The organism is Bradyrhizobium sp. 31Argb, assembly GCF_043638955.1.
Classification (GTDB): Bacteria; Pseudomonadota; Alphaproteobacteria; order Rhizobiales; family Xanthobacteraceae; genus Bradyrhizobium.
The window spans coordinates 1-11729 of record NZ_JBEGDB010000255.1 but is presented as its reverse complement, the minus strand read 5'-3'; the positions used below and the strand labels follow the sequence as shown (position 1 = coordinate 11729).

Here is an 11729-nt window from a genome sequence, read left to right as displayed (position 1 = left end):
CGCGAAACTACTTCGCCGTCGTCGCCATTGCCGCCACTCTGCTCTGGATAAGGTAACTGTCCACACGGCCTAGCCGATCACGGCCCTATCGCTCTTTTTATGCGCGCCGACGTAATGGGAAGATCGTGGAAGCGGACGCCTGTCGCATCCCTGATTGCGTTGGCAAGGGCTGCTCCCGTCGGCCCTTGCGCAGCCTCGGCGACGCCATAGAAGGCGTCGCCCGGCCGATCCACCAGATGGACTTCGACCGACTCGGGGACGCGATCGAACCGCATAATCGGATAGGCCGACCAGTCCACCGATGTGACGCGAGTACGGTCGAACGTCACCCGCTCGAAGAGCGTCCAGCTCATCGCCTGCAGGATGCCACCTTCGATTTGATTGCGGACGCCATCCGGATTCACGATCTGCCCCGTATCCACCGCCGCCACGATGCGACGGACACGAATGACACCGTTTAGCCGGGAAAGCTCGATCTCGACGGCCACCGCGCACCAGGCCTCGAGATTCTTGTAGCGCGCAAAGCCGAACCCGAACCCGGAGCCTTCCGAGGACTTGGCCCGTGCGGTCCACCCAAAACGCGAGGCCGCTTTCTCGATGACATCGCGCGCGCGTGGATCTTCGATGTGCCGAAGCCAAAACGCCACGGAATCCTGACCCGAACGAACCGCCAATTCGTCGAGGACGCTTTCGATCGAGAGGACGTTTAGATAACCGCCCAAGGAGCGCATCGAAGAGCCGCGCAAGGGCATGTCGGGCAGGAAGTGGCTGATCACCTTGCAGTTCGCGATCGCGTAGAGCGGGATTGCGTTCCGGTCGCCGCCACCTTCGGGCTGCGCAAGGGCTACGGGTGGCGCGGGCGGGAAAGCGTCCGACTTCAGTCGGGCCGCGATCAGCGTGCCCGGCGGCCCGGGTCGCATCATGTGCGACTGGCTCCACACTTCGTGGTGCCAATCAGCAATCGCGCCGTCCGCGCCGACCGCCGCGTTCAGCTTGACCACCATGCCGGGCCCGAACGGATCCCACGCGTGCTCCTGTTCACGCATCAGTTGGACCCTGACCGGCCGACCGGGTGCTGCCAAAGCCAGCATCGCCGCGTCGGCCGCGACGTCGTCGGCGCCGTTGTGGCCATAGCAGCCGGCACCTTCCGCATGGATGCAGCGCACGTTCTCGGTGGGCATCCGCAGCATGCCGGCGATCGCATCGCGAAGGAAAAACACGCCCTGGGTATGGGTCCAAACCGTGAGCTTTCCGTCCTGGAACTGCGCAACCGCGCACGACGGCCCAATCGATCCATGCGTAAGATAAGGTCTGCTGAAGGTCCCCTCGACCAGGATTCCCGGCCCGCCGGGATTTCCCGTGTCGTGAATCGTGGTGTCGCGCGAAGGCAATTTCATCAGCGCGGCCGGCAAATCCACCTCGTCCGGCAGCTCCTGCCGTTCGATCCAATTCGTCGTGGCCGCGAGAGTTCGCATTCCCTGCACTGCGGCCCATTCGCGTTCCGCAATTACGCCGAGGAAATTGCCGTCCCGCACGACCTTGACGATGCCGCTCATCCGCTCGACCCGCGCGACATCGCAGTCCCGCAACGTGGCGCCGTAACTCGGCGGGCGAACGACGCGACCGTGCAGCATCCCCTCTGGACGTAGATCCTGGACGTAGGCAGCCCCACCGTTCACTTTGGCGGGAATATCGACCCTTGGCACGGGTCGGTCCATCACGGTGAAGTCTGCCGGCGAGGTCAAGCGCGAGATCGGCTTAGCGTCGACCGACAGCAGTTGATCGCTCACCAATTCGCCGTAACCAAGCCGCACGCCGTCAGCACCAAACACCTCGCCGTCGCGTACCTGCAGCGAGCTGGCGGGTACGCCGAATCTGCGGGCCGCTTCGTCCCGGAGCAGTTCGCGCGCTTGCGCCGCCGCATTCCGAATCGCGGTGCCGGAGTCCTGCATCGAGTGGCTGGCAGCCGTGTAGCCTTCATTGGGCGTCCGCGCGGTGTCGGCCGTGACCAGCGAGAGCCGATCGAGCGGCAACTTGAGTTCCTCTGCCGCGACCTGAAGAAGCGCGGTCTTGAGGCCCTGTCCGAGTTCGGCCTTGCCGGTGAGGATCGTCGCGGCGCCCGACGCGTCGATGCGAATCCAGGCGTCGATTCTCGGGTTGTCGTCGAGGCTTCCCGGCAAACCGTGCTTCGAGGGTCCTGCACCCGTGCCGGTTTCGGTCTGTGCATACGCCCCGGAAAACCGGAAGGCGACGATGAGCGCACCGGCGCCGGCCAGAACGCTGCGCCGAGAGACAGCATGCGTCATCGTTCCGTCCTCGCGTCGGCCGTCTTCGGCCGCATCTCTTCTGCGGCGCGCCGGATCGCACGCAAGATTCGCATGTGCGTGCCGCATCGACAAAGATGAGGCTGCAGCTCCGCTCTGATCGACTCATCGGTGGCGTGCGGATCGCGATTCAGCAACGCATGAGCACGCATCATCATGCCGGGAATACAGTAGCCGCATTGTGCGGCCTGCTCGGTGATGAAGGCGCGCTGCATCGGGCCAAGCGCGTCCTGGCTCCCGATTCCTTCCAACGTGGTGACCGTCCGTCCCTCCAACACCATCACCGGCGTTACACAGGAGAAGACGGCCTTGCCATCGACGATGACCGTGCAGGCGCCGCATTGCCCGAGCCCGCAACCGTATTTCGCGCCGTTCAGACCGAGTTCGTCCCTGAGAACGTAGAGCAGCGGAGTGTCAGGGCTCGCCTCGATGGATCGGCGCTCGCCGTTGACGATCAAAGTTGTCATGTTGCTTTACCGAGCCTCCTAAGTCCTTGTTCGGTCCGACTCACCGGCCACCTCTTGCTTTCGCGACCGCTTTCGCAAACCCGTCCCACTGCCGCTTTCCGGCAAACCGGGTACGCAAATAGTTGGCAAGATCGGAGATCTGCCGGTCGTCTAGGACATCACCGAAACCGGGCATGATAGGACGTGCGGAAGCGCCGCTAGCCGCCGGTATTCCCCGCACCACCAGATTGACCAGGTTGGTGGGCACCTCGTCCATAACCGCTGTGGAGAGATCGAGTCTCGAGCCGCCTAGCGGCAAGGGTCTGTCGGCATCGTGGCACGACGCGCAGACGGTGGCATAGATCGCGCCGCCCGGCTCTGATGGGATGGAGGGCGTCGCCGCCTGAGCGCCGCCGGCCTGCGGCAAGCGTCCCGGACCAGAACGAGTCCTCTCCACATCATTCCGCCCCTCGCCTTTGCCGAGAGAGACAAGATAATGGGCCATTGCCCTTACGTCCGCGGGGTCGACCTGCGAGAGGTTGTTGGCCACGTTCGCCATGGGTCCTTGAGCGGTCCCATGCAAAGCGTGCCAGCCGCGCGCGAGATAGTCCGCCAGGGCGGCTTCGTCCCATGCGACCGGCGATCGTGAGCTTCGACCGAGCGCATAGGCGCGCCAACCTTCGGCTTCGCCTCCTGCGAAACCGGCCGACGTCTTTTCCGCACCGAGGAGATTTCGGGGGGAATGGCAGGCGCCGCAGTGGCCGAGTCCCTCCACCAGATACTTCCCTCTATTCCACCTCTCATCCTTCGATGGGTCCGCGACGAACCGCGCCTGACGAAGGAAGAGAAGCTTCCAGCCGGCCAGCGTCAGACGAACGTTGAGAGGAAACGGAAGCTCGTTGGGCGGCGCCGATGATTTGACCGGATCGATCGACATGAAGAAGGCGTACAACGCCTTCGCGTCGTCGTCCGATACGCGCGTGAAATGGTCGTACGGAAAAGCCGGGTAGAGGTGGCGACCTTCACGATCCACGCCGGACCGCAAAGCACGAATGAAGGCCTGCTCCGACCAGCGCCCGATGCCCGTCTCCGGATCGGGTGTGATATTGGTGGAGTAGATCGTTCCGAAGGGCGTCGGCATCGCAAGCCCTCCGGCGTATGGGAGTCCGCCGGGTGCGGTATGACATGTGGCACAGTCTCCAAGGAGAGCAAGACTGGCTCCGCGGCGCACCGCTCCACGATCCGGCTCGCCTAGCGACCGCGCATCGACGGGCGGAATTGGCGATTCCAACGCACAAAAAAGTGACACCGTCCCGCCGATCACTCCAATGGCAAGCAGTGCAAGCAGAACGGACCTGAGATTCATCGCCCTCCCCTCCGAGATGCGATCGCGATATCAGGCCGGTACTGGCGCCATCTTTTCAGTTTCATGCGGGACTTGCACAATGTCCCGATCACGGCTCGACGAGCCAATCCAAAGCGTGCGCACGGAATCCAATACGCTCGCGCGTCCGCAGCGTAAGGATCGAACGAACACTCTTCCGCCTGAAAAGCGAGCGCGCGGACAAGGCGGCTATCGCCAAGACCATTGCGGCCACGTGCCGACGCAGCCATCGGCACATAGGAGCCATCCATCTTTGACGATCCCTTGTTATTTATCGATTGATAATTAACTCTCGATCGTGCTCGAGGTCAAGTGTCGGGCGCGCGGAACCGAGACTGCGTGCCGACGAAACGAGGATTTGCCGCCATGTCAACGTCAACGATTGCGACGGACCAACAGGTCCCCGAACTCACCCGCGCGCGCACGTTCGCCATGGCGGTTTGCGCCGGGATCGCGGTCGCAAACATCTACTACAACCAGCCTCTGCTCGGCCTGATCGAGGCAAACTACCCGAACTCCTCGACAATCGGTCTCATACCCACAGCCACACAATTCGGTTACGCGGTTGGTCTCCTCTTGTTGGTTCCCTTGGGCGACCTTGTCGAGAGACGGCGTCTCATCGCCGTGCAATTCGTCGCTCTAGCGGCGGCTCTAGCATTCGCCGCCGTCGCTCCGTCCACGCTCGCGTTGATCGCGGCATCGCTCGTGCTGGGCGTCGCAGCCACCGTGGCCCAACAGATCGTCCCATTCGCCGCGACGCTTGCCGATGACCGCACAAGGGGCGCCGCAGTTGGAACGGTCGTGAGTGGAATCTTGGGTGGCATTCTCCTCAGCCGCACGATAGCCGGGTTCGTCGGATCGCATTTTGGATGGCGCGAGATGTTCTGGCTCGGCGTCCCGTTGGCGCTCGGCGCTGCCGTACTGGTCCGTTTGATCCTGCCGCGCCACCATGTGACGCAAAGCATCGGATACCCTGCCGCGCTGCGTTCGCTCGTTCACCTGCTCGTCGAGGAACCGGCGCTTCGACTGGCGGCGGCAACGCAAGCGATGCTGTTCGCCTCATTCATCGCCTTCTGGACCGTCCTGTCCCTGCACCTTCAGGAAGCCGCCTTCGGACTCGGACCGGAAATCGCCGGCCTGTTCGGCGTCATCGGTGCGTCGGGCATCCTCGCTGCGCCTCTCGCAGGTCGAGTGGCCGACACGCGGGGTCCGCACCTGGTCATTGTGATCGCGGCCGCCGTATCGCTTTCCTCCTGGGTCGTCTTCGCGGGCTGGGACGTCATCGCGGGATTGGTCGTCGGGGTGGTGTTGCTCGACGTCGGCGTGAACGCTGCGCTGGTTTCAAATCAGCACCTGATCTTCGCGCTCCGTCCGGAGGCACGGAGCAGGCTGAACACCGTGTTCATGACGGCAATGTTCGTCGGCGGTTCACTCGGATCGCTCGGGGCAAGTTGGGCATACGCGCATCTGTCCTGGCTCGGCGTCTGCGGCTACGGGGCCGCGCTTGCGACAGCGGGTCTGCTCCTGCAGCTACCGACGCTTTCGTTCCGACCCGGCAAGGCATCGCGCCACTGACGTGACGGACCCATTCGAAGCTGCAAATCGGGAGTGGCGGATGAGTTGGCATGCCGATCATGACTTCACGGTTACGATCAGCGGCGGGTCGATTGCCGGGCTTTGCAACGCCATTGCGCTTCGAAGGCTCGGCGCGACCATAAGGGTTCATGAACGCGTGCCCGGCCCGATGATGGCCCGAGGAGCCGGGATCGTTGTCCAACGCGAACTGACCCGATTTTTCGCGGAAAATGGCGTACGCCCACTCCCCTTCACGTCCTGCCGCGGGAGGCGATATCTCGATCACAACGGCGGAGACGGCGTCCTGCAGGAGATGCCGCAGGAATTCACCTCCTGGGAAGCCATCCACGCAGCGCTGCGGGCCGCCGTTCCGGATGAATGCTATCGCGCGGGCTCCGAGGTGACGACCGTGATCCAGGCCGGCTCCAAGGTCTCGGCGACCCTCGGCGACGGCACCGTGGTCGAAAGCGATCTGTTCGTAGCCGCCGACGGTTCGGGCTCCGCAACGAGGCGAGCAATGCTACCCGACGTCGAGGCGGGATATGCCGGCTACGTTGCCTGGAGGGGCACGCTGGATGAAAGCGACGTGCCTCCCGATCTTCTGTCCTTCTTCGACGACCTTTTCACTTTCTCCGAGGCCCGCAGCGGCGGCCACATGCTTGCGTATTTCATCCCTGGAAAAGACGGCGCCGTCACGACCGGATCGCGGCGCCTCAATTGGGTCTGGTATGTGCATGTCGCTCTCGCCGACCTCGCGAACGTGCTGACCGACAGGAACGGCGTACGGCATCGATCCTCGCTTCCGCGAGGTACGACGCCGCAGAGCACCGTTGCCGCGCTGAAGGCGCGTGCCTTGCGCGAGCTTCATCCGAAGATGGCCGCACTAATCTCGGAAACGCGCGATCCTTTCCTCCAGACGATCCTCGACGTGACGGTGCCGAAGACTCTGTTCGGTCGAATCCTGCTGGCCGGCGACGCAGCGTTCGTCGCACGCCCCCACACCGCGGGGGGAACCGCCAAGGCGGCCTACGAGGCCTCCGTTCTCGCACGCGCTCTGAAGTCGGCGCGCGCGAACGTCGACGTCGCGCTCCAGTCCACCGAGCGGCTGCAGCTCGAATACGGGAGCGCTCTCTACCAATACGGTCTTGCGCTGGGAAATCGCTGGTCGCGCGAAAGAAGCACCGACTAGCCCGATCGACCAGGATCCGAAACTCGAAGGAATGTGAAATATGGCAGATCTCTTTCATCCGACGACCCTGGGCGATCTCGATCTCGCCAACAGGATAGTCATGGCCCCGATGACGCGCTCGCGCGCCGACGAGCGGGGCATCATCAATCCCTCGGCGTCGGAATACTACGCCGCGCGCGCGAGCGCCGGCCTCATCATTACCGAAGGCGTCAACGTGGGACCGATGTCCCTCGCGTTCGACCGGACGCCCGGTCTGTGGACCGACGAACAGACCGAGGGATGGAAAGCGGTCGTCGGTCGTATCCACAAAGAAGGGGGGCGCGTTGTCGCGCAGCTCTGGCACGCCGGACGCGCGAGTGCGCGTGGCCTGCTGTCCGACAAGCAACCGCCGTCTCCGTCGGGCGTGAACGACGATCTGGATCGGCTGCAGGTGTGGGCGCTCCTTGCCAACGGCGCATATGTGCGGATCACCGCTACGCCGTCGCGCGCGATAACTCTCGGAGAGATTCAAGGCGTCGTGAACGAATTCAGGCTCGCGGCCGCTAACGCCGTTCGCGCAGGATTCGATGGCGTCGAGATCCACGGCGCCAACGGCTATTTGATACATCAGTTCTTGTCCCCGGCCATCAATCTGCGAACCGACGACTATGGCGGGAGTGTCGAAGGACGGTTTCGGCTGCTTCAGGAAATTGTCTCGGCGATTTCCGATGTCATACCGCGTTCGCGGATAGGACTGCGGCTATCACCCTTCGCCGATTACAACAGCACGCGGGACCCGAAACCGGAGGAGACCTATGGGCCACTCGCGCAATGGCTGGAGACTGCCGGACTTGCATACCTGCACCTCGCCGACACCAACGCCTGGACCGGGGCGCCTGACTACGAAAGGATGCTTCCGATATTCCGCGCACACTATCGCGGCCCGCTCATCGTCAACGCAGGTATCACCCCCGAGCGCGCCGCCCGGATCGTCAACTCCGGCGAGGCGGACGCGGTTGCTTTCGGTCGTCTCTTTCTCGCCAATCCGGACCTTCCGGCGCGGATTCGAGCCGGCGGCCCCTACAACTCACCGCAACCGTTCGGGATATATGGCGGTTCGGATTCCGGATATCTCGACTATCCGAGCCTCAAGACCGTCAGCAGAGAGACCGCTACGCGAGCTTAGTGCTGGCAGAACCGAGGAGGTCGACGGCAGCCATGGAGGCTCCTTCTGCTGACGAGCAGCGGCCGGACCAATGAAGTCGTCATCCCGCCATTCCGTACACGGACATCCGGGCGGAGATTCCTCGCAACTGGTGCTCACCGAGATACTCGACATCATGGGGAACGTGTCGGGCGACGGCTTCCGTCATGAGCAGGTCCCGGCCTATCGTCTTGGTGAGCGCTTCCACGCGGCAAGCCTCGTTGACGGCTGCGCCGATGACCGTGAAGTCCAGGCGATCCGGGGCGCCGATGTTGCCGAAAAAGACCTCACCTTCGTGAAGGACGATGCCCGCGCGTAGCAAGGGGTGGCCTTCGGCGTCGGACGCGACCCGGATTTTCCGATTAGAAGCTTCGAGTCTGGCAATTGCCTCCCTCGCCGCCGAGACGGCCGCGCGCGACGCTTCGGCGACGCCGATCTTCACCGGAAAGACGGCGAGCATGCCGTCACCGATGAACTTGAGAATTTCGCCGCCGTGAGCGGCCACGGCGCTCGCCATCGCTTCGAAGTAGGCGTTCAGCAGCACCAGCATGTCGGCCGGGGCCAGAACGTCCGACATCTGCGTGAAATTCCTCAGGTCCGAGACCCAAATCACGGCGCGGATCGAGTCTCCTGCACCGCGCTTGATTGCGCCTTCGAGCACCTTGGCAGCGGCGCCGCAACCAAGGTAGGCTGCCAACGCGTTTTCGGAGATCTTCAACTCGCTGTGCCGTTGCACATGCAAGGCGAATAGTTTGAAGAGCCGGGTCAATGAATCTATTTCCGCCCCGGCGAAGCCGCCGCTAGCTTTTGTCGCGACGGTGATCACGTTACGTGTGTCCAGACCCGACAAGGGAATCGCAACGTAGTCGGTCATGCCGGCGGCCGCGAGCTCGATCATGAGCGGAAATTCGTCCTGCGCCGACCTCTCGTTCGGCGCTCGTCGTATCGTCTCGCCGGTCTCGACGATACGCTGCAGCGGATTGAGTCTGTAGGCATCGGAATCGACAGTCGCGTCAGCGACCCGCACCTCGTCGCAGAAGCCATCGTCGGCGTTCCAGACCCACGCGAAACCGACAAGCTGGGGGTGAAGCGTGCCGATGTGCAGGGTAAGTCGATCGACCGAAGAGCCAGCCACCTTCATTCGACGGATCAGCTTAACCAGGAGGTCGATCATCTGCCGCTCGGCGGAGGCCTCTTCCAGTAGCCAGGTTTCGGTCTCGGCGAAGCTGTCCGCGCTGCCGGCAGCGACCGCGATCGGGCCGGCTCTTCGCACGAACGAGACCGACGGGGGATATATCCGAGGCGATGGATCGGAAGTCTTGGAAGCCATTTCAACTTCCTCGGGCATCGAGTTCGCGCCCGAAGCGTTCGACGAGGAAATCGATGAAAAGCCTGACTTTCACCGACAGGTGTCGTGTCGGCGGGTAGATCGCATACAGCGTAAGTGGCGGCGCCGAGAAGCCCTTCAAGATCGCCTGCAGTTGCTTCCTCTTCAGCGCCTCACCGGCGATGAACTCGGGTAACAACGCCACTCCCCTTCCCTTGACGGCGACGTCGCGTAGCACCTCGGCGTTGTTTACGCACAGGGACCAGGCGGGTTGGATCCAGTGCTCTCCGTCGGCACCAGTCAGCTTCCACTGGTTGCCGGTGAGCAGGAAGCCGTACGTCAGGGAGATGTGATCGCGAAGGTCCCGCGGGTGCGATGGCATGCCGTGCTTCTCGAGATAGTCCGGCGATGCGCAGATCACCCTCGGCATAGGCGTGATCTTCCGCGCGATCAGGCTGGAGGATTCGAGCTCGGCGATACGAAGGGTCACGTCGAAACCGTCCTGGACGGGATCGACGAGGTCGTCGCTCAGCACGAGTTGGAGCTGCATTTCCGGATATTTGAGCATGAAGTCGGCGAGCGCCGGGCCCAGCTTTATGGTGCCGAAGGACATCGGCGCATTGATGCGCAGAAGTCCGCGTGGGGCCGACTGCAAATGCGTGACGGCCTGGTCGGCGGCATCCATCTCGGAAAGGATGACGAGCGCGCGTTCGAAATAGAGCTGACCGTTCTCGTTCGGGCTCGCATGCCGCGTGGTCCGATTGAGGAGCTGCACACCGAGGTTTTCCTCGAGATCGCCGACGTACTTGCTGATCGCCGACCTGGACAGGCGTAGCTGGCGGCCCGCCTCCGAGAAACTGCCGGTTTCCACCACTTTCACGAAGGCCTTTAGGCTGGCCACCTTGTCCATCGTTCAACCCCGATTGTCGCCAATTCGTAAACAGTAGCGTCATGAAAGCATGGATTGTTCTCGCATCAAAGCCATTCGATATGTGTCGCCAGAGCCCGAGCGGCTCTTTCGAACCCGGAGGCAAGATGTCAGGCATCCATCACGTCACCGCCATCGCCGGCGACCCGCAGAAGAACTTTCGCTTCTACACCCGGAATCTCGGCCTGCGCTTGGTCAAGAAGACCGTCAATTTCGACGATCCGGCCACCTACCATTTCTGCTACGGCGACGAGACTGGCCGGCCGGGCTCGATCCTCACCTTCTTCCCCTGGGCAGCAGCTCCTGCAGGCCGCCGAGGTGTCGGCGAAATCCATCAGACGACTTTCCGCGTGCCCCAGCGCTCGCTGAGCTATTGGACGCAGCGCTTCCTCGAGAAGGGCATCAAGTTCGAGGCGATCGAGAAGCGCTTCGGCGAGTCCATGCTCGCGTTCTCCGATCCGGACGGCATGGCGCTGGCACTCGTCGGCGTCGCCGGCGCCGAGGACGAAGCTCCATGGAGCAACGGCGAGGTGCCGGCAGAGCATGCGATCCACGGCTTCCAGGGCGTCACGCTCCTGCTCGAGGATCGGACCAAGACCGCAAAGATCCTGACCGACGTTTTCGGCTTCAGCGAGACCGCACGGGAGGGATGCGGGACGCGCTTCAAGGCGCCCGGCGACGTACGGGGAAATGTCGTCCATATCTATGAAGCGAAGGGTTTTTTGCGCGGCAGCCAGGGCCGCGGCTCCGTGCACCACATCGCGTTCCGCGCGAAGGACGACTCCGAACAGGAAGCCATGGCCCAGAAGCTCATCAGCAATCATGGGCTGCATCCCACCGAGCAGAAGGACCGCATTTATTTCCGCTCGATCTACTTCCGGGAGCCGGGCGGCGTCCTGTTCGAGATCGCGACCGACATTCCGGGATTCGCGGTCGACGAGCCCGTAGCGACGCTCGGCCGCGATCTGAAACTGCCGAGCGTCCTCGAGCCGCACCGCCACGAGATCGAGGACGTCCTGCCCAAACTTCAACGAGCCGTGTCATGACTGCGAACTCTCCGTTCACCCGCCGTCGTCTCGCCGATCCATTCTCGCGGCGTCACTTCGGCTCGGCGGGCGCCAGGAACACGGCCGGCAAAGCGATCAGCGGTGGGAGGACGAAGCACCACGTACCAAGCTTCGCGTAGAGGCATGCGCCGGCAGCGCACCCCAGCGCGAAGGCAGCTACGCTTGCCGCCATCTTGCCGAGACGCGGCTTGGCCGCGGTCAACACCGAGACCGGCGCGCCCCGTAGCACGCGCATTGCCTCACCAAGGATGTTACCGGAGAACTGACCGTCAGGATTGGGGCGGCGATACCGAATCGGATCGGTGT

At 63.2% G+C, this 11729-nt stretch carries 9 protein-coding genes and 1 pseudogene; 4 read left to right on the top strand and 6 right to left on the bottom strand.

Features of this window, described 5'->3' with window-relative positions; genetic code table 11:
* Positions 1 to 77: 77 nt before the first annotated feature.
* Genes AAFX91_RS32870 through AAFX91_RS32860 form a run of 3 tightly spaced genes read right to left on the bottom strand, consistent with a single transcriptional unit; the run spans position 78 to position 4136 of the window.
* Complete coding sequence (locus tag AAFX91_RS32870) at positions 78 to 2306, bottom strand: molybdopterin cofactor-binding domain-containing protein (RefSeq protein WP_394569347.1); 2229 nt, start codon at positions 2304 to 2306, stop codon at positions 78 to 80.
* Complete coding sequence (locus tag AAFX91_RS32865; protein ID WP_394569346.1) at positions 2303 to 2791, bottom strand: (2Fe-2S)-binding protein; 489 nt, start codon at positions 2789 to 2791, stop codon at positions 2303 to 2305. Before AAFX91_RS32865 ends, AAFX91_RS32870 begins: the two co-directional genes overlap by 4 nt.
* Positions 2792 to 2831: 40 nt before the next feature.
* On the bottom strand, positions 2832 to 4136 hold the full coding sequence (locus AAFX91_RS32860) for a c-type cytochrome (RefSeq protein ID WP_394569345.1): 1305 nt from the start codon (positions 4134 to 4136) through the stop codon (positions 2832 to 2834).
* Positions 4137 to 4520: 384 nt separating this feature from the next.
* Here AAFX91_RS32860 and AAFX91_RS32855 point away from each other — a divergent pair, with 384 nt between their 5' ends.
* Genes AAFX91_RS32855 through AAFX91_RS32845 form a run of 3 tightly spaced genes read left to right on the top strand, consistent with a single transcriptional unit; the run spans position 4521 to position 8083 of the window.
* Positions 4521 to 5729, top strand: coding sequence for an MFS transporter (locus AAFX91_RS32855; RefSeq protein WP_394569344.1), 1209 nt, complete (start codon positions 4521 to 4523; stop codon positions 5727 to 5729).
* Positions 5730 to 5769: 40 nt separating this feature from the next.
* A complete protein-coding gene (locus AAFX91_RS32850; RefSeq protein ID WP_394569343.1) occupies positions 5770 to 6918 on the top strand; it encodes an FAD-dependent monooxygenase in 1149 nt (382 codons plus the stop codon).
* Between the two features lie 40 nt (positions 6919 to 6958).
* On the top strand, positions 6959 to 8083 hold the full coding sequence (locus tag AAFX91_RS32845) for an alkene reductase (RefSeq protein ID WP_282532059.1): 1125 nt from the start codon (positions 6959 to 6961) through the stop codon (positions 8081 to 8083).
* A gap of 79 nt (positions 8084 to 8162) precedes the next feature.
* On the opposite strand, the gene AAFX91_RS32840 is transcribed toward AAFX91_RS32845, so the two are convergent.
* Together AAFX91_RS32840 and AAFX91_RS32835 are read right to left on the bottom strand one after the other, a co-directional pair.
* On the bottom strand, positions 8163 to 9431 hold the full coding sequence (locus AAFX91_RS32840) for an adenylate/guanylate cyclase domain-containing protein (protein WP_394569342.1): 1269 nt from the start codon (positions 9429 to 9431) through the stop codon (positions 8163 to 8165).
* 1 nt (position 9432) lies between these two features.
* Positions 9433 to 10338 carry a LysR family transcriptional regulator gene (locus tag AAFX91_RS32835; protein WP_282532057.1) on the bottom strand — a complete coding sequence of 302 codons (906 nt, stop codon included), beginning with the start codon at positions 10336 to 10338 and terminating at the stop codon, positions 9433 to 9435.
* Between the two features lie 125 nt (positions 10339 to 10463).
* Here AAFX91_RS32835 and AAFX91_RS32830 point away from each other — a divergent pair, with 125 nt between their 5' ends.
* Complete coding sequence (locus AAFX91_RS32830) at positions 10464 to 11402, top strand: ring-cleaving dioxygenase (protein ID WP_394569341.1); 939 nt, start codon at positions 10464 to 10466, stop codon at positions 11400 to 11402.
* Positions 11403 to 11454: 52 nt separating this feature from the next.
* On the opposite strand, the pseudogene AAFX91_RS32825 reads toward AAFX91_RS32830, so the two are convergent.
* Positions 11455 to 11729: pseudogene (locus AAFX91_RS32825) on the bottom strand (hypothetical protein); the annotation flags it as partial.

Bases quoted from the DNA above. Each gene is read 5' to 3' on its own strand.
- AAFX91_RS32870 (WP_394569347.1), bottom strand. From the start codon at position 2,306: ATGACGCATGCTGTCTCTCGGCGCAGCGTTCTGGCCGGCGCCGGTGCG.
- AAFX91_RS32865 (WP_394569346.1), bottom strand. From the start codon at position 2,791: ATGACAACTTTGATCGTCAACGGCGAGCGCCGATCCATCGAGGCGAGC.
- AAFX91_RS32860 (WP_394569345.1), bottom strand. From the start codon at position 4,136: ATGAATCTCAGGTCCGTTCTGCTTGCACTGCTTGCCATTGGAGTGATC.
- AAFX91_RS32855 (WP_394569344.1), top strand. From the start codon at position 4,521: ATGTCAACGTCAACGATTGCGACGGACCAACAGGTCCCCGAACTCACC.
- AAFX91_RS32850 (WP_394569343.1), top strand. From the start codon at position 5,770: ATGAGTTGGCATGCCGATCATGACTTCACGGTTACGATCAGCGGCGGG.
- AAFX91_RS32845 (WP_282532059.1), top strand. From the start codon at position 6,959: ATGGCAGATCTCTTTCATCCGACGACCCTGGGCGATCTCGATCTCGCC.
- AAFX91_RS32840 (WP_394569342.1), bottom strand. From the start codon at position 9,431: ATGGCTTCCAAGACTTCCGATCCATCGCCTCGGATATATCCCCCGTCG.
- AAFX91_RS32835 (WP_282532057.1), bottom strand. From the start codon at position 10,338: ATGGACAAGGTGGCCAGCCTAAAGGCCTTCGTGAAAGTGGTGGAAACC.
- AAFX91_RS32830 (WP_394569341.1), top strand. From the start codon at position 10,464: ATGTCAGGCATCCATCACGTCACCGCCATCGCCGGCGACCCGCAGAAG.